Origin of the sequence: Streptomyces lichenis (genome assembly GCF_023218175.1) — a bacterium.
GTDB classification, from domain to species: domain Bacteria; phylum Actinomycetota; class Actinomycetes; order Streptomycetales; family Streptomycetaceae; genus Streptomyces; species Streptomyces lichenis.
Map to the genome: position 1 here is coordinate 46,944 of NZ_JALPTH010000024.1, position 22,852 is coordinate 69,795.

The 22,852-nt window shown below is 71.7% G+C and carries 19 protein-coding genes and 1 CRISPR repeat array; of the genes, 5 read left to right on the forward strand and 14 right to left on the reverse strand.

Annotated elements, in window-relative coordinates; genetic code table 11:
* The first annotated feature begins 112 nt into the window (after nt 1-112).
* Nucleotides 113-610, forward strand: a complete 498-nt coding sequence (gene tamR, locus M1O15_RS22660) for a MarR family transcriptional regulator TamR (RefSeq protein ID WP_248635965.1) — start codon at nt 113-115, stop codon at nt 608-610.
* On the opposite strand, the gene M1O15_RS22665 is transcribed toward tamR, so the two are convergent.
* The 4 genes from M1O15_RS22665 to galT form a co-directional block, all read right to left on the reverse strand.
* A complete protein-coding gene (locus M1O15_RS22665) occupies nt 566-1,426 on the reverse strand; it encodes a LuxR C-terminal-related transcriptional regulator (RefSeq protein ID WP_248636045.1) in 861 nt (286 codons plus the stop codon). The two genes, tamR and M1O15_RS22665, sit on opposite strands and share 45 nt — an antisense overlap.
* A gap of 502 nt (nt 1,427-1,928) precedes the next feature.
* Nucleotides 1,929-3,116: a galactokinase gene (gene galK, locus M1O15_RS22670; RefSeq protein WP_248636046.1), complete on the reverse strand. Its 1,188-nt coding sequence runs from the start codon at nt 3,114-3,116 to the stop codon at nt 1,929-1,931.
* A gap of 5 nt (nt 3,117-3,121) precedes the next feature.
* Complete coding sequence (galE, locus tag M1O15_RS22675; RefSeq protein ID WP_248635966.1) at nt 3,122-4,087, reverse strand: UDP-glucose 4-epimerase GalE; 966 nt, start codon at nt 4,085-4,087, stop codon at nt 3,122-3,124.
* Entirely contained in the window at nt 4,084-5,127 is a 1,044-nt protein-coding gene (gene galT, locus M1O15_RS22680) for a galactose-1-phosphate uridylyltransferase (RefSeq protein WP_248635967.1), read from the reverse strand. Before galT ends, galE begins: the two co-directional genes overlap by 4 nt.
* A gap of 305 nt (nt 5,128-5,432) precedes the next feature.
* On the opposite strand from galT, the gene M1O15_RS22685 reads away from it, so the two are divergent.
* Both M1O15_RS22685 and M1O15_RS22690 read left to right on the forward strand, forming a co-directional pair.
* Nucleotides 5,433-7,103, forward strand: coding sequence for a sodium:solute symporter family protein (locus M1O15_RS22685; RefSeq protein ID WP_248635968.1), 1,671 nt, complete (start codon nt 5,433-5,435; stop codon nt 7,101-7,103).
* A gap of 22 nt (nt 7,104-7,125) precedes the next feature.
* Complete coding sequence (locus tag M1O15_RS22690) at nt 7,126-7,428, forward strand: hypothetical protein (RefSeq protein WP_248635969.1); 303 nt, start codon at nt 7,126-7,128, stop codon at nt 7,426-7,428.
* A 4-nt stretch (nt 7,429-7,432) separates the two neighbouring features.
* Here the strand turns inward: M1O15_RS22690 and M1O15_RS22695 are convergent, their stop codons facing one another.
* From M1O15_RS22695 to M1O15_RS22710, 4 genes are all read right to left on the reverse strand, one after another.
* Nucleotides 7,433-8,110 carry a response regulator transcription factor gene (locus M1O15_RS22695; RefSeq protein WP_248635970.1) on the reverse strand — a complete coding sequence of 226 codons (678 nt, stop codon included), beginning with the start codon at nt 8,108-8,110 and terminating at the stop codon, nt 7,433-7,435.
* A gap of 183 nt (nt 8,111-8,293) precedes the next feature.
* Nucleotides 8,294-10,162, reverse strand: coding sequence for an outer membrane protein assembly factor BamB family protein (locus tag M1O15_RS22700; protein WP_248635971.1), 1,869 nt, complete (start codon nt 10,160-10,162; stop codon nt 8,294-8,296).
* 235 nt (nt 10,163-10,397) lie between these two features.
* Complete coding sequence (locus M1O15_RS22705; RefSeq protein ID WP_308282384.1) at nt 10,398-12,308, reverse strand: outer membrane protein assembly factor BamB family protein; 1,911 nt, start codon at nt 12,306-12,308, stop codon at nt 10,398-10,400.
* A gap of 542 nt (nt 12,309-12,850) precedes the next feature.
* On the reverse strand, nt 12,851-14,647 hold the full coding sequence (locus M1O15_RS22710) for an ABC-F family ATP-binding cassette domain-containing protein (RefSeq protein ID WP_248635973.1): 1,797 nt from the start codon (nt 14,645-14,647) through the stop codon (nt 12,851-12,853).
* Nucleotides 14,648-14,956: 309 nt separating this feature from the next.
* Here M1O15_RS22710 and M1O15_RS22715 point away from each other — a divergent pair, with 309 nt between their 5' ends.
* Nucleotides 14,957-15,379 carry a lipoprotein gene (locus M1O15_RS22715; protein ID WP_248635974.1) on the forward strand — a complete coding sequence of 141 codons (423 nt, stop codon included), beginning with the start codon at nt 14,957-14,959 and terminating at the stop codon, nt 15,377-15,379.
* A gap of 168 nt (nt 15,380-15,547) precedes the next feature.
* On the opposite strand, the gene M1O15_RS22720 is transcribed toward M1O15_RS22715, so the two are convergent.
* The 6 genes from M1O15_RS22720 to M1O15_RS22745 all read right to left on the reverse strand — a co-directional run bounded on the left by M1O15_RS22720 (nt 15,548) and on the right by M1O15_RS22745 (nt 21,949).
* Complete coding sequence (locus M1O15_RS22720) at nt 15,548-16,120, reverse strand: hypothetical protein (protein ID WP_248635975.1); 573 nt, start codon at nt 16,118-16,120, stop codon at nt 15,548-15,550.
* A gap of 441 nt (nt 16,121-16,561) precedes the next feature.
* Nucleotides 16,562-16,834: direct repeats of the CRISPR family, unit length 29 nt; unit sequence GGGACCATCCCCGCGCAGGCGGGGAGCAC.
* A 99-nt stretch (nt 16,835-16,933) separates the two neighbouring features.
* A complete protein-coding gene (locus M1O15_RS22725; RefSeq protein WP_248635976.1) occupies nt 16,934-17,935 on the reverse strand; it encodes a serine hydrolase domain-containing protein in 1,002 nt (333 codons plus the stop codon).
* Nucleotides 17,936-17,970: 35 nt separating this feature from the next.
* Nucleotides 17,971-19,236, reverse strand: a complete 1,266-nt coding sequence (locus M1O15_RS22730) for a UDP-N-acetylglucosamine 1-carboxyvinyltransferase (protein WP_248635977.1) — start codon at nt 19,234-19,236, stop codon at nt 17,971-17,973.
* Nucleotides 19,237-19,265: 29 nt separating this feature from the next.
* Nucleotides 19,266-19,982: a hypothetical protein gene (locus tag M1O15_RS31705; protein WP_248635978.1), complete on the reverse strand. Its 717-nt coding sequence runs from the start codon at nt 19,980-19,982 to the stop codon at nt 19,266-19,268.
* Between the two features lie 26 nt (nt 19,983-20,008).
* Nucleotides 20,009-20,224, reverse strand: a complete 216-nt coding sequence (locus M1O15_RS22740) for a hypothetical protein (RefSeq protein ID WP_248635979.1) — start codon at nt 20,222-20,224, stop codon at nt 20,009-20,011.
* A 546-nt stretch (nt 20,225-20,770) separates the two neighbouring features.
* Nucleotides 20,771-21,949 carry a helix-turn-helix domain-containing protein gene (locus M1O15_RS22745; protein ID WP_248635980.1) on the reverse strand — a complete coding sequence of 393 codons (1,179 nt, stop codon included), beginning with the start codon at nt 21,947-21,949 and terminating at the stop codon, nt 20,771-20,773.
* A 112-nt stretch (nt 21,950-22,061) separates the two neighbouring features.
* Between M1O15_RS22745 and M1O15_RS22750 the strand changes: the two genes are divergently transcribed.
* The gene (locus tag M1O15_RS22750; protein ID WP_248635981.1) at nt 22,062-22,592 is read left to right on the forward strand and encodes a flavoprotein; all 531 of its coding nucleotides are present in this window, start codon (nt 22,062-22,064) and stop codon (nt 22,590-22,592) included.
* The last annotated feature ends 260 nt before the right edge of the window (nt 22,593-22,852 follow it).

The following is a 22,852-nucleotide window of genomic DNA, read 5'->3' on the forward strand; positions in this document are numbered from 1 at the left end:
ATCAAGTAGCCGAAACGGAACGGCGTTTCGGGCCAACCATGCCCCATGCTCCGGCCAATTATCTCTTGACGTCAAGAGACTTCATGTCGACAGATCCCCTACACTGATCGACATGGAGGACGAGGTCGATCGACTGGTGGCCGCATGGCGTCGCGAGCGCCCTGACCTCGACGTGGAACCGCTGGAGGTCCTCAGCCGGGTCTCCCGGCTCGCCCGGCACCTCGACCGGGCCCGGCGGCTCGCCTTCGCCGAGCACAGCCTGGAGCCGTGGGAGTTCGACGTGCTCACCTCGCTGCGCCGCGCGGGCGCCCCGTACCAGCTCTCCCCCGGCCAGCTGCTCACCCAGACGCTGGTCACCTCCGGCACCATGACCAACCGTATCGACCGGCTCGCCAAGAAGGGCCTGGTCGAGCGGCTGCCCGACCCCAGCGACCGGCGCGGGGTGCTGGTCCGCCTCACCCCCGAGGGCCGCGACCGCGCCGACCAGGCCCTCGCCGGGCTGCTCGACCAGGAGCGGGCCATCCTCGCCGAGCTGTCCCGCGCCCAGCGCGCCGAGCTGGCCGCGCTACTGCGCCAGCTGACCGCCCCGTTCGACAACATCCCCACCTGACACACCTGACGCGCCGGACACGGCCGAGACGGGCACCGCCTGCATCGGCACCCCCGGGGCCGCCGGAGTCGAGGCCAGGGCCGCCAGCGGCGCCGGGCCGACCCCCGCCCGGCGGGCCAGCGCCACCGCCGCCAGCGTGGAGTGCACCCCGAGCTTGCCCAGCACGTTCTGCATATGCGTACGGACGGTGTGCGGGGAGAGGAACAGCCGCTCGGCCACCGCCTTGCGGCCGAGCCCGGCCACCATGCAGCGCAGCACCTCCCGCTCCCGGGGGGTCAGCGACTCCACCAGCCGCTCGCTCTCGGTGCGGTGCTTGCGCTCGGCCGTCAGCTCCCGCAGCACCCCGGTCAGCAGCGCCGGCGGCAGATGAGTCTCGTCCCGCAGCACCCCCCGGATCACCGCCAGCAGCCGTTGCAGGGAGCAGTCCTTGGCCACCCAGGCCGACGCCCCGGCCTGGAGCGCCAGCGCCGCCCGCCGTGCCTCGTCCCGATCGGCCAGCACCACCACCCGGACCTCGGGTCTCGCCCGGCGCACCCCCGCGACCAGCGAGATCCCGTCCACCGCGGCCTCCGCCCCGTCCGGCACCGCCCGCGGCGCCGCGGCCCGCGCCACCCCGCCGGGCACGCCCAGGTCGGCGTCGACCAGCGCCACGTCGAACCGGCGTCCCTCGGCGGCCGCCCGCTCCAGACAGCGCAACGCAGCCGGACCGCTGCCGGCCGCCGCCACCTCCACATCCGGCTCGGCCGCCAGCGCCGCGGCCAGCGACTCGGCGAAGATACGGTGGTCGTCCACCACGAGAACCCGGATACGGCCCACTGGCACCCCCAAGTGTCGAGCCTCCCTACGCGAGGACGCGAGGAGGGCGGAAACCGGCCGCGGGCGACCGCCCGGCCCACGGGACGGCACCCACCGCCACCGCGAGGGGGAAGCTACCCCCGCCCCGGGCCTCGTACCCGGGCTCTCCGGCCCCTGCCCAGCCACCGGCCCCCACCGGTGCGCCGGCCTTCAGGGTACGGGCGGTCCGCCGCGCCGGAAGGGAATTGGCACAAGTGCCCGTGGCCGTACGGATACGGGCCGGGGACTGGCGGCTACGGCACGGACGCCGGTACGGCAACGGGCGGTGCCCCCATACGACAAGGGCCGCCGCCCGCCCCGGCCTCGGGGTACGGGGACGGGCGGCGCCCCCGTACCGCGAAGGCCACCGCCCGCCCCCGTACCCCCGCCGCTCACCGCCCCCGTACCCCCGCCGCTCACCGGCCCCCCGGCCGCTACCGGTTCACCGTCCCCGGCCCTCACTCCGGCCGCTCACCCCGGGTCCTCACTCCAGCCGCCGCGCCCCCGCCGAGGGCACCGCGGGGAAGACCCGGGGGGCAGTGTGGCCGGCGGTGGCGAAGGCGTCCTCGACGGCCTTGGTGACCGCGGCGGTGTCACCCGCCTCGACCAGGACGATCGCCGAGCCGCCGAAGCCGCCGCCGGTCATCCGGGCGCCCAGCGCCCCCGCCTCGACCGCGGTGGCCACCACCAGGTCCAGCTCCGGGCAGGAGACCCGCAGGTCGTCGCGGAGCGAGGCGTGGCCCTCGGTGAGCACCGGGCCCACCGCGCGGGCGTCGCCCGCGTCCAGCAGGGCGATGGTGCGGCGCACCCGCTCGTTGTCGGAGACCACATGGCGGACACAGGCCCGTACCGTCGGATCGTCCAGCCGGTCCAGGGCCTCCGGCAGGCGCGCGTACTCCACCTCGCGCAGGGTGTTCACTCCGAGCGCCCGCGCGCCCGCCTCGCAGCCGGCGCGCCGCTCGGCGTACGCGCCGTCCCCGAGCGCGTGCTTCACCCGGGTGTCCACCACCAGCAGGGCGAGCCCGCGCGCGGCCAGGTCGAAGGGGACCTGGCGCAGCGAGAGGTTCCGGGTGTCCAGGTGCAGCAGATGCCCCTCGGCGGCGCAGGCGGAGGCCATCTGGTCCATCACCCCGCAGGGCACCCCGACGAAGGCGTTCTCGGCGCGCTGGCCGATCCGGGCCAGTTCGGGGCGGGAGCGTCCGAGCCCGTACAGCTCGTTCAGGGCGAGCGCCACCACCGTCTCCAGCGCGGCGGAGGAGGAGAGCCCGGCGCCGGTGGGGACGGTGGAGGCCAGATGTAGATCGGCGCCGGTGATCTCGTGCCCGGCCTCCCGCAGGGCCCAGACCACCCCGGCCGGGTACGCGGCCCAGCCGCCCGCGCCGCCGCGCTCCGGGCGCAGCTCCGCCACCTCCAGGGTGACGACCCCCTCTCCGGTGTCGGCCGAGTGCACCCGCAGCCGCCCGTCGGTGCGCCGGGAGACCGCGGCGACGGCGGTGTGCGGAAGGGCCAGCGGCATCACGAAGCCGTCGTTGAAGTCGGTGTACTCGCCGATCAGGTTGACCCGGCCCGGGGCCGCCCAGACGCCCTCGGGCTCGGCCCCGTACAGCCGGGTGAAGCCCTCGGCGACGGCCCGGGCCCGCTCCTCCGGGGGCGCGGGGGCGTCGGCCGGCAGCCCGCTCACTCGGCGTCCCCGTGCCGCGCGCGGGCGAAGTCCCAGGCGTCCGCGACGATCCCGGCGAGCTCGGCCCGGCGGGGCTTCCAGCCGAGCCGGTCGCGGGCCACGGCGGAGGAGGCGACCAGCACGGCGGGGTCGCCGGCCCGGCGCGGGGCGGCGGTCTCCGGGATCGGGTGGCCGGTGACCTCCCGTACCGTCTCGATCACCTCGCGGACCGAGAAGCCGTTGCCGTTGCCCAGGTTGCAGATCAGGTGCTCGGCGGGGCGGACCGCGTCCATGGCCAGCAGATGGGCCTCGGCCAGGTCGGCGACATGGATGTAGTCGCGGACGCAGGTCCCGTCCGGGGTCGGGTAGTCGTCCCCGTAGACGCTGATCGACTCGCGGCGGCCCAGCGCCACCTGGAGGACCAGCGGGATGAGGTGGGACTCGGGGTCGTGGCGCTCGCCCTGCGCCCCGTACGCCCCGGCGACGTTGAAGTAGCGCAGCGAGGCGGCGGCCAGCCCGTGCGCCCGCGCCTCGCCGGTGATCATGTGGTCCACGGCCAGCTTGGACGCACCGTAGGGGCTGGTGGGCGCGGTCGGGTCGGTCTCGGCGATCTTCTCGGAGACCGGCTCCCCGTAGGTGGCGGCGGTGGAGGAGAACACCAGCCTGCGCACCCCCGCGTCCCGCATCGCGGCCAGCAGCGCCAGGGTGCCGCCGACGTTGTTGGACCAGTACTTCTCCGGGTCCGTGACCGACTCGCCGACCTGCGAGAACGCGGCGAAGTGCAGCACCCCGTCGAAGGAGGGGCCGAGGTGCTTCGCGGCGTCCTGGATGCGGCCCTCGACGAACTCGGCCCCGTCCGGGACTCCGGCGCGGAAGCCGGTGGACAGGTCGTCCAGGACGGTCACCTCGTGCCCCGCCTCCAGCAGATGGGCGGCGACCACCCCGCCCACATAGCCGGCCCCGCCCGTCACCAGATACCTCATGCGCTCGCTACCTCTCGCAGTCGCCGTGCCGCGGCCTCGGGCGGCACGTCGTTGATGAACACGCTCATACCGGACTCCGAGCCGGCGAGGAACTTCAGCTTGCCGGAGGTCCGCCGTACGGTGAACAACTCCAGGTGCAGGGCGAAACCCTCGCGGCGCGGATCGCTCAGCGGTGCCTGGTGCCAGCCCGCGATATAGGGGGTGGGCGGCTCGCCCTCGCCGAAGATCCGGTCGAAGCGGCGCAGCAGCTCCAGATAGACGCGCGGGAACTCCTCCCGGGCCGCCTCGTCCAGCGCCCGCAGGTCGGGCACCCGGCGCCGGGGGTAGAGGTGCACCTCGTACGGCCAGTGCGCGGCGTACGGGACGAAGGCCGTCCAGTGCTCGGCGTCCAGCACGATCCGCTCCCCCTCGGCGCGCTCGCGGTCGAGCACGTCGTCGAAGAGGTTGCGGCCGGTCTCGGCGTGGTGGGCCGCCAGCGAGTCGAGCATCCGCTCGGCGCGCGGGGTGGTGAAGGGGTACGCGTAGATCTGGCCGTGCGGATGGCCGAGGGTGACGCCGATCTCGGCGCCCCGGTTCTCGAAGCAGAAGACCTGCTCGACGCCGGGCCGGGCCGACAGCTCGGTGGTGCGGTCGGTCCACGCCGCCAGCACCAGGGCGGCCTGCTTCTCGGTGAGGTCGGCGAAGGACGCCCCGTGGTCGGAGGTGAAGCAGACCACCTCGCAGCGGCCGAAGTCGCCGGCGAGGGAGGGGAAGCGGTTCTCGAAGACGGCCACGTCGTAGTCGGCGGCCGGGATCTCGGTGTGCCGGCCGCCGGTGGAGGGGCAGAGCGGGCACTCGTCGGCCGGCGGGTGGTAGGTGCGGCCCTGCCGGTGCGAGGCGATGGCGACGGAGTCGCCGAGCAGCGGGTCGCGGCGGACCTCGGCGTTGGTGGCGACGGCGTCCAGCGGGCGGGGGTCGACCGCGTCGCGGACGATGTCGTCCCGCAGGTCGTAGTAGAGCAGCTCGCGACCGTCGGCCAGACGGGTCGACGTCTTCTTCATTCCGGGACCTTCTTCACTCCGGGGCTCTCCTCACCACCGCACTCTTCCAACACAATCAAACATAACCAACCATCGTCGAGGCGCACCCGTCAACGGACGGGTCGCCACGAACCCCCGACGTTGTCCGGACCTCCCGCAGGCAAGCGCTTCCATCCGACATTTGCCCCACCAGCTGCTCGCGATCATCACGATCAAACAAAGATGCCCAACACACCTGTTCATTTCCGGTAGGGCAAGGCGTAGGTTCCGTGGCTGTTCCGGGCCCGCTCCGGACCTGCCCCGCACCCGCGACGAAGCGAGTACCCATGCATGTGCTGGCCGCCGAGCTACGGCTCCCCACCAACTGGCTCGACTACCTGATCCTGGCGATCTACTTCGCCGTGGTCCTCGGCATCGGCTTCGCCGCCCGGGCGAGCGTGAAGACGAGCCTCGACTTCTTCCTCTCCGGCCGCTCACTGCCCGCCTGGGTCACCGGCCTCGCCTTCGTCGCCGCCAACCTCGGCGCCACCGAGATCCTCGGCATGGCGGCGACCGGCGCCCAGTACGGCGTGGCCGTCGTCCACTGGTACTGGGTGGGCGCCATCCCGGCCATGGTCTTCCTGGGCCTGGTGATGATGCCGTTCTACTACGGCTCCAAGGTCCGCTCGGTGCCGGAGTTCCTGCTGCACCGCTTCGACAAGCCGGCCCACCTGCTCAGCTCCGGGCTGTTCGCGTTCGCCTCGATCCTCATCTCCGGCGTCAACCTCTACGCCCTGTCGATCGTCGTGGAGGCGCTGCTCGGCTGGCCGCAGTGGGTGTCCATCGTGGTCGCCGGCTTCTTCGTGCTCGCCTACATCACCGTCGGCGGCCTCTCCTCGGCGATCTACAACGAGGTGCTGCAGTTCTTCGTCATCCTCGCCGCCCTCATCCCGCTCACCGTCCTCGGCCTGAAGCGGGTCGGCGGCTGGGACGGACTGACCGACACCCTCACCAAGCAGCACGGCGGCGACTTCCTCTCCGCCTGGGGCGGCACCGGCATCGGCGACGCCAACCCGCTGGGCGCCAACTGGCTGACCATCGTCCTCGGCCTGGGCTTCGTGCTCTCCTTCGGCTACTGGACCACCAACTTCGCCGAGGTGCAGCGGGCGCTCTCCGCCAAGAACCTCTCGGCCGCCAAGCGCACCCCGCTGATCGCCGCGTTCCCCAAGATGTTCATCGTCTTCATCGTGATGATCCCCGGCCTGGTCGCCGCCGCCCTCGTCCCCAGGATCGGCCTGGAGGGCTCCGGGCTGACCTACAACGACGCCATCCCGCTGCTGATGTCGGAGCTGCTGCCCAACGGCGTGCTGGGCATCGCGGTCACCGGCCTGCTCGCCGCCTTCATGGCGGGCATGGCGGCCAACGTCTCCTCCTTCAACACCGTCTTCACCACCGACATCTGGCAGAAGTACGTGGTCAAGGACCGCGAGGACCGCTACTACCTGCGGTTCGGCCGACTGGTCACCGCGATCGGCGTGGTCGCCTCCATCGGCACCGCCTTCCTGGCGGCCAGCTTCTCCAACATCATGGGCTACCTCCAGACCCTGTTCTCCTTCTTCAACGTGCCGCTGTTCGTGGTCTTCATCATCGGCATGTTCTGGAAGCGGGCCTCGGTCAAGTCCGGCTTCTACGGGCTGCTGGCCGGCACCGCCGCCGCGATGGCCAACTACTTCGTCATCTACAAGCAGGGTGTCATCGCCATCCCCACCGACCAGGGCGCCAACTTCGTCTCCGCCATCGTCGGCTTCGTGGCCGGCGCGGTCGTCATGGTGGCCGTCACCCTCTTCACCGCCCCCAAGCCCGAGGAGCAGCTGGCCGGGCTGGTGTACGGGACGCGCTCGCCGGGCATGGAGGAGCCGCCCGCCGAGGGCGACGACGCCTGGTACCGCCGCCCGGCGCTGCTCGGCTGGGGCGCGATCATCCTGGCCGCCGCCCTCTACCTCCCGTACTCCCTCTGATCCCGCCCCGGAGGCACCAGACATGTCCGATGTGCAGCGCGAAGTCTCCGAGCTGGAGCGCAAGTCCGCCACCGCCGCCCGGCTGTTCGACATCCGGCGGATCATCGGGGGCCTGTTCACGGTCTACGGGATCATCGTGACGATCGCCGGGATCACCGCGTCCGACGCCGACCTGGACAAGGCCGTCGGCGTCAACGTCAACCTGTGGACGGGGCTCGGCATGCTCGCCCTCGGGATCTTCTTCCTGGTCTGGCTGAAGCTGCGCCCCACCGCTCCCCCGCCGCCGCCCCCGGCATCCGAGGACGACCGGCAGCCCCAGAGGTAAGGGGCTACCGCTCCAGAGGGGCCGCCGCCCGGTCCAGCAGCCCGGTACGGGCCGCCAGGGCGGCGGCCTCCAGCCGCGAACCGACGTCCAGCTTCATCAGCACCCGCTGGACATGGGTACGGGCCGTGCTGGAGGCGATGCCCATCCCGGCCGCGATCCGCCGGGTGTCCTCGCCCTCGGCGACCCGTACCAGCACCTCCACCTCGCGCGGGGTGAGCAGCCGCAGCAGCCGCTGGGCCTCGTCGTCCGGCTGCGCCACCGGGTTGAGCAGCTCGGTGAACGCCCCGCGCAGCAGCTGCGGCGCCACCGCCGCCTCCCCGGCCCGGGCCTTCAGCATGGCCCGCTCGACCCCCTCGATCCGCTCGTCCTGGCGGACATAGCCGGAGGCCCCGGCGGCGAAGGCGGCCGCGATCCCCAGCGGGCTGGGCACCGGGCCGAGCACCACCACCGCGATCTGCGGACGGTCCCGTTTGATCGCCGCCACCAGATCGAAGGCGCCCGGCTCGGCCGGCGCCGAGGTGCCCAGCAGACACACCTCCGGTGCGCGGCTCACCACCAGTTCGGCCGCGCCCGCGGCGGGCGCGGCCGCGGCCAGCACCCGGTGCCCGCGCAGCTTCAGCGCCGAGGCGAGCGCCTCGGCGAGCAGCCGGTGGTCGTCGACCACCATCACCCGCACGCCCATCGAGCCTCCCCCTCACCGGGAGGGGGCCCACCGCCCCAGCGCGCCCGGCTGTGTTGACCCGGCAAGCTACACGCTTGTTCGACGCCGCGCTCCCCCTACGGGGTCAAAGCCCCCCGTAATCGCGAAAACGGCCCCCTCCGCGTGTGCGCGGCGAAGGGGGCCGGATCGTCGGCGTGTGGGTGATCAGTGGGTGGTGAGCACCATCGCCAGGTACTTGCGGTCCGTCTCCGGGTTGCGCGGCTCGTTCACGAAGTCGGTGGACAGGAAGAAGCGGCCGTCCGCGTACCGCATCTCCAGCCACTCCTCGCTGAACGCGGACTCCGCCTCGGACACCGACTTCTCGGCCGGGTTCCGCATCAAAACGGTCTCCTTCATGGAGCCGCCGTCCAGGCTGACGACCACTCCGCCGGCGCTGTAGGTGGCGGGCTTGTAGGCGATCAGGTTCCCGCCGTCCATGCGCAGCGGCACCATGGAGTGCTTGGGGCCGGCCACGGCGCGGTCGGAGGTGGGCTTCCCGGTGTCCAGGTCGAACGAGACGATGTCGTTGGTCCGGGTGATCCCGTCCTCGCTCTCGTACGGCTCGGTGGGGATGTAGAGGCGGTTGTTGCCGACGACCGCCTTCTCGCACTGCTCCACCTCGGTGGACCCGCACTCGGCGGCGTACTTGTCGGCGTTGGCGGTGATCTTGGCCTTGAGCTTGCCGGTCTTCTCGTCGATGGAGAAGAAGTCGGAGATGGACGAGCCGTCGCCCGCGGTGTCACCCACGTCGGCCGCCGCCACCAGCGGCTTGGTGGAGACGATACCGGCGGTGTCCACCCCGTCCGGCATCCTGAACTCGGAGATCGGCGCACCGGTCTTCGGGTCCAGGTTCTGGATCAGCACGTACTGCTGGTCGGAGGGCCCGCAGACCCGGGCCGTGGCCAGCCCCTCGCCGCCGGCGTAGCCCCGGTCCTTGCAGGACTCGGCGTTGACCTCGGGCTTCCACAGCTCCTTGCCGGTGGCCAGGTCCCAGGCGGCGCCGCCGTCGGTGCCGCCCGCGGCGACGGTGCCGCCGCCGACGGTGATCTCGTCGTAGCGCACCTTGCTGTCACCCGCGTCGCCGCCGGTGACGGACTTGGTCCAGAGCAGCTTGCCGCCCTTCAGATCGACGGCGCCGACCTCGGTGCACGGCTCGTAGTAGTTGGGCGGGCTGCCCTTCTTGGCGGCGAAGGCGATCGCGGTCTTGCCGTCCTGGGCGTGCCGGGAGGCCGCGCAGACGTCACCGGGCAGGTCCAGCTTCCACAGCTGGGTGCCCTTGTCCGGGTCGTAGGCCACGACCGACCCGACGCCGACCTTGACAAACGCCGTGTCGGTCACCCAGGCCCCCGAGACGGCCGTGAGATCGGGGACGACCGGGTTGGGCACCTGGAAGGCCACCTTGGACGTGGTGTTCCCCGGCACCTTCTCCTTGCCGTCCCCGTCCGGCGCGCTCTTCCCCCCGTCCTTGCCGTCCTTGCCGCCGTCCGTCCCGGCCGAACTCCCGCCCCTGGCCTCGTCCGCCCCGTCCGAGCCCCGCATCTGCGAGTACACGACCCCGGCCCCGATGATCAGCACGATCGCGACCGCGGCGGCGACGATGATCTTCGCCTGCGCCGAGAGCTTCTTCCGCCCGGTGGACGGGGACTGGCCGGCCGCCGGTACGGGCTGGGTCGCCGGCACCGGCTGCCCGGGCGCCTGCGGATACCCGTACGCGGGGGGCTGCCCGTACGCCGGCGGCTGCCCGTACCCGGGCTGCTGCGGGTACGCGGCCGGCGGCGGCGTCTGCGGATAGCCGTACCCGCCCCCCTGCGGAGGCCCGCTCGGCGGAGGCGTCTGCGGCGCGTGGGAAGGCGTCTGCGGCTGGGGCGCCTGGGGGTAGCCGTAGCCCCCGGCGGGCGGTGCGGCCGGGGCGGGCGGGGTGCCCGGCGGCTGGCTGGGGGGCTGGCTGGGCGGCGGCCCCGGGTGGTGGCCCGGCGGCTGGCTGGGGGGCTGGTTCGGCGGCTGGTTCGGTGGCGGCGGAGGGGGCTGGGTCATGGTGTGGATACCTCGGGAGTGGCCGGCGGCCGGCCTGGGGGACGGGGAGAAGAAGTGAGGAGCGGCGGAGGACGGAGGACGGGGGGAGCGGGCGGGCGTACGGCCCGGGGCGGTCGAAGTACCCCGCCCCGGGCCGTACGCCGGACTCAGCCCAAAACCGGCAACCGGCCCCGGCCCCGGTCCCGGAACCGGTCCCGGAACCGGAATCGGCACCGGAACCGCTGTAGGCCCCGACTCACTTCTCGTACGCGAGGATGGTGATGAACTGCTTCTCCTCCTCGTCGTTGCTGGCGCTGACCCGGCCGTCGGCGATGAAGAACCGCCCGTCGGCGTAGGCGTACCGGGGGTTGAACACGCTGCTCTCCAACCGGGCGGTGGAGGCCGGGTGCTGGAGCAGCGTCTTCGGTGCGCCGCCGGTCGGGGCGAGCGTCGCGACGCCGCCGCCCCGGTCGTAGGAGCCCTGCAGGTACACCAGCACCTCGGAGCCCTCCATCCGCAGCGGCGTCATCGTCCGCTCCGGGCCCGCCTTGGCCCGCCACTTGGGCTTGCCGGTGTCGAGGTCGAAGGCGACGACCTCGTTGGTGCCCCGGGTCAGCTGGGTCGGCTCAGTCGCCATGTAGAAGGTGGAGGCGTCCGCCGCGACCCCGACGCAGCCCTGGAGGTACTCACCCAGAATGATGAAGCTGCCGCCGCACTGGGGGCGGAACTTGTCCTTGCCGCCCTGGATGGTGGAGCGCAGCTTGCCGCCGTCGGTGAGGGCGAAGACGCTCCACTGCTTCTTGTCCCGCTTGATCGCGGAGACCACCAGCGGGCTGACCGAGTAGACCTTGTCGACCTCCCAGCCCTCCGGCAGCCGGTAACTCCACTTCGCCTTGCCGGTCTTGGCGTCGACCTCGCTGAGCTCGTGCAGGGTCTTGGCGGCACCGCCGCAGTCGGCCGCGGCGATCAGCCTGGGGCCGCCGGCGAAGGCGTACCGCTTGCACTCGGCGTCCGGGTCCTTGCCCCACAGCTGCTTGCCGTCGGCCATCGAGAACGCGAAGGAGTTGCCGGTGCCCGCCGCGGTCACCGTGTCGCCGCTCATCGCGAGCGTGATCTCGAAGAGCGAGCCGAAGCCGTCACCGCGCGGCACGGGCTTCTTCCAGCCCGCCTTGCCGGTGTTGAGGTCGATCTGCTGGAGGTCGTTGCAGTCGGCCTTCTCGGTGACGCCGTCGTTGAGGCCGATCACGATCTTTCCGTCGGCGGTGGGCGCCGCCGGGGCCGTGCAGACCTCGGTGGCGAAGGGGATCTCCCACTTCTTGGTGCCGTCCGCGGCGGAGTAGCCGACGACGCTCTTGTACATCGCCTTGACCACGGTGTCGCCGACCACCCACGGGCCGTACACATCGGCGCCGTTGCGCGGCAGGTCCACGTCGTTCTTGACGGTGAAGGCGACCTTCGCCTCGCCGGGCTGGCGGTCGGCGTTGAAGTCGTCGCCCACGTCCCGGCCGCCGCCGGTGCCGGTCCCGTCGCCCTTGTCCACCGTGGGTGAGCCGCTGGGCTTCACCGGGGCGCTGCTGCCCTTGGCGTCCGGCTTGGCCGGGTCGTCGTCACCGGAACCCACGGCGAACCAGACCCCGCCGCCGACCACCAGCAGCGCGGCCACCGCCGCCGCCACGATGACCAGCGACTTGCCCTTGAAGGGCCCCTTGTCACCGGGAGACCCCTTTTCGAGCCCGCCGGGATACGGGGCCTGCTGACCGGGCCCACCGGGGTACGGAGCCGCCGCGTACGGGCCCCCGGGCTGGCCGGGCGCCCCGGGGTACGGGGCCTGCTGACCGGGCCCGCCGGGCTGCGGAGCCGCCGCGTACGGGCTGCCGGGCTGGCCGCCGTAGGGGTTGGGCTGCCCCCCGTACGGACCGGGGGCCTGGCCGGGGGGCTGGCCAGGGGGCGTCGGGGCACCGTACGGGCCCGGGGCCTGGCCGGGGGCCGTCTGACCGCCGTACGGGCCCGGGGCCTGGCCGGGCGGCGTCTGCGGGTAGCCGTAGCCGGGCTGGGGGGCGCCGTAACCGGGCTGCGGGGTGCCGTAACCCGGCTGCGGGGTGCCATAGCCACCGGACTGGCCAGAGGCGGCCTGCCCCGGCGCCTGGCCCGGGGCCTGCGGCGGCATCGGCGGCGGCCCGGCGGGCGGCTGCGGTGCGCCTGCCGGAGCCCCGGCCGGCGGCTGGACCGGCGGCTGAGCCGGCGGCTGCGGAGCCCCGGCCGATGGCCCGACCGGCGGCTGGGCCGGCGGCTGCGGAGCCCCGGCCGGAGGCTGGGCGGCCGGCGACTGCTGCCCACCCTGATCCGACCGACCCGACGGGCTGTCCTGACCGGACCGCGGGTCGGGCTCCTCCGGAGGCCCGAAGCCCCCCTGCGGCGGTTGCTGGTTGGGTGGCTGACTCATCAGCGCATCCCCCTTCGCGCGGCCCGCTGCCCGACCGGCCTCCCCCGCGATTCCGGCGCGCACGTACCGCCGGAATGGAGTGAATCGGACATGGAATCCGCAGTGTTGCGTGAGTCGAGCGGGGCTTCTTTCTATCACCCGGCGAGGACATGAAAAGGGCCGGTCCCGCCCCTGTACCCAAGGGAGGACCGGCCCGTGATGCCTCTGTTATCGCCTCTCCACGCCGACTCCACGCCGCCGGGCGGCGGGTTGTCCCCGCATCCCCGCTACGCGTCCTCGGCGAGTTCCAGCCACCGCGTCTCCAACTCCTCACGCTGCGCGGCCAGTGCGCGAAGCTCGGCGTCGAGCTCGGCGACCTTCGCGAAATCGGTGGCGTTCTCCGCGATCGACGCGTGCAGCTTCCCTTCCCGCTCCGCCACCTTGTCGAGCTGCCGCTCCACCTTCTGCAGCTCCTTCTTGGCGGCCCGGGCGTCCCCCGCCGACTTCTCCCGCGCCGGAGCGGCCGCCGGGGCGGGCGCCGCGGCCTCCACCATCCGCTCCCGCCGCTCCAGGTACTCCTCGATGCCGCGCGGCAGCATCCGCAGGGTGGCGTCGCCGAGCAGGGCGAAGGTGCGGTCGGTGGTGCGCTCGATGAAGAAGCGGTCGTGCGAGATGACCACCATCGAGCCCGGCCACCCGTCCAGCAGGTCCTCCAGCTGCGTCAGCGTCTCGATGTCCAGGTCGTTCGTCGGCTCATCGAGAAACAGCACGTTCGGCTCGTCCATCAGCAGCCGCAGCAGCTGCAACCGCCGCCGCTCGCCGCCCGACAGATCACCGACCGGCGTCCACTGCTTCTCCTTCCCGAAGCCGAACTGCTCGCACAGCTGGCCGGCGGTCATCTCCCGCCCCTTGCCCAGATCCACCCGGTCCCGGATCTGCTGCACCGCCTCCAGCACCCGCAACGCAGGCGGCAGTTCCGTCACATCCTGCGACAGATAAGCCAGCCGCACCGTCTTCCCGACCACGATCTTCCCGGCCGCCGGCTGCTTCTCCCCACCGCTGTACGCGGCATCCGCCAGCGCCCGCAGCAGCGAGGTCTTGCCCGCCCCGTTGACACCGACCAACCCGATCCGGTCCCCCGGCCCGAGCTGCCAGGTCAGATGCTTGATCAGCGTCTTCGGCCCCGCCGTGACCGTCGCATCCTCCATCTCCAGCACGGTCTTTCCCAGCCGGGCGTTGGCGAACTTCATCAGCTCGCTCGTGTCCCGCACCGGCGGCACATCCGCGATCAGCGCGTTGGCGGCCTCGATGCGGTAGCGCGGCTTGGAGGTACGGGCCGGGGCGCCGCGGCGCAGCCAGGCCAGCTCCTTGCGCATCAGGTTCTGCCGCTTGGCCTCCTCGGTCGCGGCGATCCGCTCCCGCTCGGCCCGCGCGAAGACGTAGTCCGAGTACCCGCCCTCGTACTCATGGACCGCGCCCCGCTGCACATCCCACATCCGGGTGCAGACCTGGTCCAGGAACCACCGGTCGTGGGTGACGCACACCAGCGCCGACCGCCGCGCCTGCAGATGCCGCGCCAGCCAGGCGATCCCCTCCACATCCAGGTGGTTGGTCGGCTCGTCCAGCACCACCAGATCCTGCTCGGCGATCAGCAACTGCGCCAGCGCGATCCGCCGCCGCTCACCACCCGACAGCGGCCCGATCACGGTGTCCAGCCCCTGCGGGAAGCCCGGCAGGTCCAGCCCCCCGAACAGCCCGGTCAGCACATCCCGCACCTTGGCGTCCCCGGCCCACTCATGGTCGGCCCGGTCCCCGATGACCTCGTGCCGCACGGTGGCGGCCGGGTCCAGCGAGTCGTGCTGCGTCAGCACCCCCAGCCGCAGCCCACCACTGTGCGTGACCCGCCCCTGATCCGCTTCCTCCAACTTCGCGATCATCCGGATCAGGGTCGTCTTACCGTCCCCGTTCCGCCCGACCACGCCGATGCGATCGCCCTCCGAGACCCCGAGGGACACCCCGTCGAGCAGCGCACGGGTGCCGTACACCTTGCTGACTGCCTCGACATTGACCAGGTTGACGGCCATGAACACTCCTGTACGCGGGCGGGGGGCGACCTACCAGAGTAGCCGGACCAGCGGTGCGGTACCGTGCCGCGTTCTTCTACGACCAGGGGCGGGGGCCTTCGTGCGAGCCAAGCGGCGGACGATCATGACAACGGCGGCCCTGACCGCCCTCTCCCTCACCCCCACCGGCTGCACCGCCGGCCCCCTCCCCACCCCGAACCCCCCAGCCCCCTCCCCCTCCCCCTCATCCCCCGGCGTGCGGATCGACGCGGCCTCCTTTCCCTGCCCCCTCCCCGTCTCCTTCGAGAGGGAAGCGCGCTGGAAGCCGGAGTGACGAAGCCCATCGGCGACGACAAGATCGACGCGATGTTCCGCCAGGGCACCCTGGACATCCGCTGCGAGCTGGACGCCAAACCGGCCGGGCACACCGGTTTCCTCCGCGTCTACGTGCCCAGCCCCGAAACCACCCGCGACACCCCCGCCCGAGCGGCCCTGACCGCCTTCGTCGCCGACGAGAAGATCACCGGCACCCCCCGCTACACCACCCCGCGCCTCTCCGGCATCGCGGACTCCGCCGAAGTCACCTACACCGCCACCAACGAAATCCTCGGCGACAAACCCGAACGCGCCCTCGCCGTCACCACCCCCCAGGGCCCCGTCATCCTCCACCTGGGCGGCCTCGACGCCGCCGAACACACCGCGATGCTCCCGGCCTACGAACGCGCGAAGCGGACGATGCGGGTGGAGGGGTAGGGGGGTGGGCCTGGGGGCACTCCCCGCGATGGGCGGGGGGCATGACCTCGGCGCCACCCTGACGCAGATCGGATACGGACCATCCCCGCGCGGGCGGGGAGCACGCCATAGTGGTGCCGGGCCACATGCTCCAGCAGGGACCATCCCCACACGGGCGGGGAACACGCTTCACGACCTGTGACTTTCATAGTCGACTGGTAGTCCCAAGGCTCTCAGCGTCCCCAGGGAGACACCCGCGCCGTCGAGGGCGTCGACAAGGCGGAGTACCTGTTCCGCGATCACCAGGTCCTGCGGAGGGTCGGGGACCGGGTGACCGACCTCCCGCAGGAACCCGAGGACCTGACCCCACGCATAGAGCACCGTTCCCTCACCGGACACGGGCACCGGGAAACCCTCCTCCTGGCACAGCCGAGTCAGCGCCGAAGCACCCAGCCCACTGCGCTGACCGGCTTCATCAAGCGTCACGGTGTCGGGCAGAGCGACACCCACAGCCTGTAGCCCGTCGACAAGCCGAATCCGCTGCACCGCCTGAGCGACCGCGTCCAGGAGGGTCGGTGCCTCGATATCGCAGGCCAGCTCCCGCAGCAGAGCCGAGTCCGCGAACCGCGGATGATCGGCAGGATTCTCCGGGCCGAGCGTGTAGGAGATCGCCCCGTCCGCGAGGGCGTCGCAGTGATCGAACGCGTCAGCCTGCTCGGGGGTGAGCGGCTGCCTGAGGCGGATGCTGAAGCTCCAGTCCACTTCGTACCTCCCTAGTGCGCATGGGCTTTGACGAAGCGGTCGATCTTCTTCGCCTCATTACCGGGGTTCTTGGGCGTGCCGGAGACAGCGAGACGCGCTCCGCACGAACAGCAGACGACCCACCCCCACCGATGCCCGTTCTTGTCTGGCGCGACCGTGCAGCCCGCCTGCTTGGCGCGGTCAAGCGCACTAGCAACATCCGCATTCTGGTGCCGCCCCTTGGAAACCACCCGCTGACCGTAGCGATGATCATGCCCACACCGGCACGATCAGGTTCACCGTCACTCCAAAGAATGGAAGTCAGGCACCTGGGATCGGGCGGCAAGATGGGCCTTGCCTCAGACGGTCACACGGCACCGATGCCGACGCTGGCGCCGCCCCAAGTCATCCCCGCGCGGGCGGGGAGCACCGGTCTCCCGCGTCGGCATGAAAATCGCCGCCGGGACCATCCCCGCGCAGGCGGGGAGCACGACGAGCTGATGGACCAGGTCGTCTCCGTCTGGGGACCATCCCCGCGCAGGCGGGGAGCACCAGGCCGTGGCCGCGTCCCGGGCCGCGTGGGTGGGACCATCCCCGCGCAGGCGGGGAGCACGCCGGCAAGGTCGACGTCGCCGGCACGATCCGGGGACCATCCCCGCGCAGGCGGGGAGCACGCGTCGCCGATGTCCCAGGGGGAGGTGCGGCCGGGACCATCCCCGCGCAGGCGGGGAGCACGCTTCGCGACCTGCGACGTTACTCGGGCTGCCACCGCTCCCGCATGACTTTCACAGAATCCGACATGTGGGACGTTAGCCCACCCACCGGGCATCCCTCTCACCCGGTGGTAAGCACCTTGAGCGCCAAGGCCCGCAGGGGCGCGAGGCGGGTTCGCGCGGGGCCGTTGTGGATGGCGTTCGTGGTGATCACCAGGTAGCGGCCTGCCGCCGGCGCCAGGTAGAGGCTCGTGCCGGTGAAGCCGTGGTGGTAGGCGGTGTGTCCACCATGAGCGGTGACCCAGGCCAGTCCCCGGTGCAGGCCCGGTTCGATCTCCGCCTGGGGGACGAGGCCGGCCCGGAACCAGGCGCCCAGCGGGGCGTCGGCAGTCGCGTACGAATCGAGGAGGCGTTCCGCGTACGTGGCCAGGTCGTGTGCGCTGGCGAAGACACCCGCATGTCCGGCGACGCCGCCGAGCAGGGCGGCGTTGTCGTCATGGGCGGCGCCCCAGAGGCGGGGCGCTCCGGGGAAGCGCGGTTCGGTGGGAGCGACCCGCGATGAGCGGGCCAGTGGCCCGTAGGTGGTCGCGGGCATGCCGAGGTCGTCGAAGAGTTCGCGGGCGAGCTGGTCGAGTGGTCGCCCATGGACATGGGCGAGTGCCAGGCCGAGGAGGACGAAGCCGCGGTTGATGTACCGGTGGGCACGGCCGGGTACGTCGTCCAGCGGTTCACGGCACATCAGCTCGTACAGCGGCAACTCCGCGCCCCGGTAGTGGTCGAGCCGGGTGGTGGCCCGCATGCCGCTGGTGTGAGTGAGGATCTGCCGGATGGTGGGTTCAGCGCTCGGGGTGCTGCCGGACATGGCGGGGAGGGCGTCGCGGAGTGGGGCGTCGATGTCGAGCAGGCCCTGTTCCACGGCGCGGCCGACGAGGGGCCAGGTGGCGACGACCTTGGTGAGCGAGGCGAGGTCGTAGAGCGTGTGCTCGTCGGGGGCTTCGGGGCTGCGCTCGGGAACGACGGCACCGGCGGCCAGGACCGTACGCAGGCCGTCGGCCGTACCGGTGAGGAGGACACCGCCCGGGGTGGCCCCGTCCGCGATGACGGCATGGAGGGTTTCGTTCAAGGACGTGTGGTCGCCCTGGCTGTACGGGAGGGGCATCACTTTGTCTCCGGTTCAGTGGTGATCTCGGCTCCCAGGGTGGCGAGTCCCCTGAGCAAGTGGCCGTAGCCGCGCCGCAGATGGCGCAGGCCACGAATGACGGAAGTGCCGTCCGCGACCAGCGCCGCGATCAGCAGGGCCGCGCCCGCCCTGATGTCGGCGGCTTCGACCTCGGCCGCACGGAGGCAGCTCGCTCCCTCGACGCTGACCAGCGGCCCAGTGGACCCGACCCGGGCACCGAACGCCCTGAGAGGTGCCACATGCGAGTCGCGCCGGGGATAGACACGCTCGTGGATGACGGACGTACCGGCCGCCTGGGTGAGCAGCGCGGCCAGCTGAGGCGCGGTGTCGGTCGGCAGTCCGGGATGCGGGCCGGTCAGGGTCTGGATGGCGGACAGCGAACGGCCGGGTCGGACGTCCAACGCGTTCTGGCCGGGAGAGAAAAGCACTCCGACGGCGGTCAGCGCGCTGACAAGCCCGCTCGGGAGGTCGCGGAGGGTTACGCCGCGCAGGGTGACGCGTCCCCCGGTCGCCACGGCGGCCATGGCGACGGTCGCGGCTTCGATCCGATCGCCGAGTACGGGGAAGGCTCCCCCTCCGATGTGCCCGGTGCCGGTCACGTGCAGTCCGGCGGCATCGCGGCAGACCGCCACGCCCCGATCAGCGAGGAAGCGGGCCACCTCGATGACCTCCGGCTCGACGCTCGGGTTGGTGATCAGCGAGGTACGCGGGCAGCAGGCGGCCAGCAGCAGTGCGGTGACGGTGGCCCCCAGGCTCGGCCCGTACGGCGTACCCACGTCCACGGTGAACGGGCGTACGCCCCGGTGGCCGAGGAAAGCACGCACTCCCTCCTCGGAGACGAGCACTTCCGCTCCGGCCGCCTGCATCGCGGCCAGGTGCCGGTCGATCAAGCGGGGACAGAAGGCGTCCCCGCCCGGGTGGGGGAACTCCACCAGGCCGGTCTTCGCCAGAAGCGCGGCGCCCAGCACAGCCGTAGTGCGGATCAGGCGCCCCGCCTCAGGGTGCACGACGGGCAGTGGGGCCGCCGAGGGCACCACGGTGAAGTCCTGCCCGTCGAACGAAGCCCCGGTCCCGGTGTGCCGGAGGAGACGGACGCAGACCTCGGTGTCCAGGATGGCGGGCGCGTCCCGAAGGGTGACAGCCTCATCAGCCAGCAGTGCCGCCGCGTACAGGTGCAAGGCGATGTTCTTCCCGCCCTGCACCTGGTAGTCACCGGAGAGCGCTTTGCCTCCGGTGACCTTCACGGCACCGTCGGCTCGGGTGTGGGTGGCCGTCACCGAACGCGGGAGCCGGCGGGCAGGGTGCCGCCGAGTTGGTTGCGGGGGTACACCACCGAGCCGGGACCGATGAGGGTGCCGGGTGCGAGGGCCGTACCGGCGGGCAAGACGACCTCGTCGCCGATGACGGCGCCGAACTTCGTCTGGCCGGTGCCGACGCGATGGCCGTCGAGGCGGACGGTGATCTCCTCGATCGCGGGTTCCGCGACCGGGCCGGCATCGCAGCGCAGCCCGGTGGTGGAGCAGAAGGCTCCGAAGTTGACCCGGCGGCCGACGACGGAATCCCCGATGAAGCAGGCGTGCTTGGCGAAGATGTGCCCCGCGAGCAGGCTGCGGGTGATCTCGGCGTTGAAACCGATCCGGCAGCCCGGCCCGATCACGCTGTACTCGCGCACCAGGGCCCCGGCGCTGACGACGGACCCGGTGCAGATGAGGGCCGGGCCGAACACCATCGCGCCTGACTCGACCCGGGCGCCGCCCTGGACGATCACGTCTCCTTCTACCAGGGCTCCCGGCTCGATCACCCCCTCTCGGTCGTCGTACAGACCGTGCGTGGCGGGGTGGTCGAGGTCGGCGACCAGAAGCGGCTTGATGTCGAACACGGTCCCTGCGCGGGCGAGCAGCCCGGAGACGTAGGGGCCGAGGCCGTCTCCGCGAAGGTAGTAGCCGGCGGCAAGACGCGGGTCGGCGATGGTGGCGGATGTATGTGTCACGGTGTCCTCCTCCGTGGCGGGTACGTTCAGGCCTGCCGCAGGGTGTCTTCGCGGAGTTCGATGCCGCGTTCCAACTGGATGTAGAGGAGTTCCACCTGCCCGGGGGCCAGGTCGAGCGTGGTGGAGATGGCGGTCCCGTCGCGCAGACACACACGTACGGGCAGGTGGGCGCGGCCGGTGGAGCGGTCATAGCGCAGGTCCCGCTTGAGCGGGACGACCCGGCTGATGAAGGGTCGGCTCATCGCTGACTGCATCGAGGCGGCACCGGCCGACGCGGCGGTCCCGTCAGCCTGTCGGGTCTTCTCGGGCGGGTTCGTCATCGCGATCACTTTCCTCACGTGTGTTGGTCAAGCGCGCATGAGTCACTGGACGGACAGGCGCCCCGGGTCAGGCCGGCAGAGGCATGTTCGGCCAGGGCATGCGGTACCGCCCGAGCGGAGATCGGTGGGCGGTAGGCGCGGTGCTTCAGGCACGCGGCGGCTGGGCGGAGAACACGGTGCCGATGCTGTCGGCGGGGTGCTCGTCCAACGGCACGAACCGGTGCCGAGACAGGCAGTGCGGGCAGGCGCAGAGAACGCTGCCGGGGCCGGATGCCGCGTGCACAATGCCCACCGGCGTACAGGAGCCGGTCACCGTGCCGCACCAGTTGCAGACACGCGCCTTGGCGTCGGATTTCTCAGGGTGGGCACGACTGGCCATCTAGGCGCCTCCGAATCGAAGTGCTCGTGCTCGGAGGGCCAGCTTGCGCCGGTCAGATACCCGAAACGCTCACAATCTTGTGAGCGTGGCTACAGCCCGATCCAGCGTGCCATCCCGGTAAGCGTCTCCGACGAGCGTCGAGAGGTGTGCACCAGGCCTCGCACCGTGATCCGCGTACCGGGAAGGTGGCGGGTCTGCTCCGGCGCCGCATGCCGGGCTTGGACCAGGAAACGGAGCGAGGCCTCGGAGTGTCCGGCCTCCATTTCCACCAGCGCCCGGTCCACCAGGTAACGAGCCCGCCGCGACGTGGCCGCCGACGCCGGCATACGCAACTTCCGTGCCTGTACGAGCGCGTCGTCGTATCGGCGCATGGTGATGGAGGCGCCCAACTCGTGCAGCGCGACATTCGTTCGGCCGAAGCTGAGCTGGTGGATCTCAGGGGCTCCCCCTCCAAGACGGCCGACCAGTTCCTCGGCGGCTGCGATGTGGTCCGCTACGCCAGTCTGGTCGCCCGAGCGAGCGGCGACCGCTGTCGCGCCGAGGTGGAGTTGGCCTGATACGGCCAGAGCTTCGCGACTACTCAGTCCGTCCAATAGTTGCTGGCCGGTGACCAGCAGCCGAAGCGATGCTGGGCTTCGCAAGAGGATGGCGCGTTTGTAGCGCTGGACGGCGGCAAGGCATGGCGTCGACGCATGACTGGCTGCCCAGCCCATCCGATCCAGTGCCACCCGAGCCAGATCGAGGTACCCGAGCTTGAGGGCGACGTCATGCGCGGTCCGGTACGACGATGCAAGGGCCTGCCATGCCTCGGTCGTCGGTGAGGTCCAGATGATGTGCGTCAACTCGACGATCAGTCCTGGCAGATCCTCGGCAGCAGCCCGCAGGTGGGTGGCTCTGACTGTCCGGCATACCTGTTCCGCAGCGGAGATCAGTGCACCGACCGGCCGCACCTCGAGGAGATCCTCGTTCGGGCCCAGGTCGTAGTAGTCCAAGGACTCGCGAATCGGGGTGAGCAACTTGGCCACGTCCACACGGCCGGTCCGCGGTTCTCGGGGTTCGCCCCCGGTCAGTACGGCGGCGTCGATCCGTAAGGCTGTGGCGACCGCGTCGACCAGCTCAGGTGTCGCGGGACGGGCGCCGCACTCGACCTGGTTGAGCAGGCTGTACGAGAAGGGGATGCGGTCGGCCAACTGTCGTTGGGTGAGGCGTGCGAGTCGGCGCTGCTCCTTGATACGGGAGCCGATGCGGTCGGTATCGGGCACGGGCATCCTGGTCTCCGTCCTTGACTCTTCGTCTCGGACGGTACCCGGGTCGGCTGAGCAAGGCCGGGGTTCTTCTCGACCTCACCCGGACCGGTGGCCATCTGCATATCGTCGGTCCATGTCGACGACTCGCACCCTGTATCTGCTCTGCTGTGCGGCACCTCCGGCCTTGGAAGTCGCGCCCGTCATCGAGAACGCCCAGGCGCGCGGCTGGGATGTGTGCCTGGGGCTGACACCGACAGCGGCCGAGTGGCTGGACCAGGGTCTGGAAAGTCTGACGACCCTTACCAGGCACCCGATCCGTCACCGCTACCGACGGCCGGGAGAGCCGGACGTCTGGCCTCGGGCCGACGCGGTCCTTGTCGCTCCGGCCACCACCAACACGATCAACCGGATCGCCCTCGGGCTGACGGACACCTGGGTGGCCGGATTTGTCGCCGAGGGCATCGGCAAGCGCATTCCGATGGCGCTGATGCCATGCGTCAACGCCGCCTATGCCGAGCACCCTCAACTGCCCCGGTCCCTGGCGACGCTGCGTGCGGCCGGGCTGCGTGTGCTGTACGGCCCGGGCGGCTTCCAGCCCAACCCGCCCGGCGAGAAGTGGCCGTATCCGTGGGACACGGCGTTGGATGCGGTGGAGACCGTCTGACCCTTGCGCTCAGCGCCACCGTCCCCGCGTACGCGGGGAGCGCAGGAGGATGGTCGCCATCTCGCCCACAAGGTACGGATCATCCCCGCACGCGCGGGGAGCACCCGCAGAAGGGCCGGTTCACCCAGGACTGCGAGGGGCCATCCCCGCGTCCACGGGGAGCACTTTCACTGACCTGCGACGCTAACGCCTGTCCGGCAACTCCGTACGCGTTTCCGAGGATCGGACGCCCCGGGCGCTTTGCGACCCACCCCTGGGCC

What these genes read in the sequence shown, in the direction of transcription:
- M1O15_RS22690 (WP_248635969.1), top strand. Translation starts at nt 7,126, where the DNA reads ATGTCCGATGTGCAGCGCGAAGTCTCCGAGCTGGAGCGCAAGTCCGCC.
- galT (WP_248635967.1), bottom strand. Translation starts at nt 5,127, where the DNA reads ATGAAGAAGACGTCGACCCGTCTGGCCGACGGTCGCGAGCTGCTCTAC.
- M1O15_RS22705 (WP_308282384.1), bottom strand. Translation starts at nt 12,308, where the DNA reads ATGCCGCCGCAGGCCCCGGGCCAGGCGCCGGGGCAGGCCGCCTCTGGC.
- M1O15_RS22695 (WP_248635970.1), bottom strand. Translation starts at nt 8,110, where the DNA reads ATGGGCGTGCGGGTGATGGTGGTCGACGACCACCGGCTGCTCGCCGAG.
- M1O15_RS22700 (WP_248635971.1), bottom strand. Translation starts at nt 10,162, where the DNA reads ATGACCCAGCCCCCTCCGCCGCCACCGAACCAGCCGCCGAACCAGCCC.
- M1O15_RS22685 (WP_248635968.1), top strand. Translation starts at nt 5,433, where the DNA reads ATGCATGTGCTGGCCGCCGAGCTACGGCTCCCCACCAACTGGCTCGAC.
- M1O15_RS22710 (WP_248635973.1), bottom strand. Translation starts at nt 14,647, where the DNA reads ATGGCCGTCAACCTGGTCAATGTCGAGGCAGTCAGCAAGGTGTACGGC.
- M1O15_RS22750 (WP_248635981.1), top strand. Translation starts at nt 22,062, where the DNA reads ATGTCGACGACTCGCACCCTGTATCTGCTCTGCTGTGCGGCACCTCCG.
- M1O15_RS22745 (WP_248635980.1), bottom strand. Translation starts at nt 21,949, where the DNA reads ATGCCCGTGCCCGATACCGACCGCATCGGCTCCCGTATCAAGGAGCAG.
- M1O15_RS22740 (WP_248635979.1), bottom strand. Translation starts at nt 20,224, where the DNA reads ATGAGCCGACCCTTCATCAGCCGGGTCGTCCCGCTCAAGCGGGACCTG.
- tamR (WP_248635965.1), top strand. Translation starts at nt 113, where the DNA reads ATGGAGGACGAGGTCGATCGACTGGTGGCCGCATGGCGTCGCGAGCGC.
- galE (WP_248635966.1), bottom strand. Translation starts at nt 4,087, where the DNA reads ATGAGGTATCTGGTGACGGGCGGGGCCGGCTATGTGGGCGGGGTGGTC.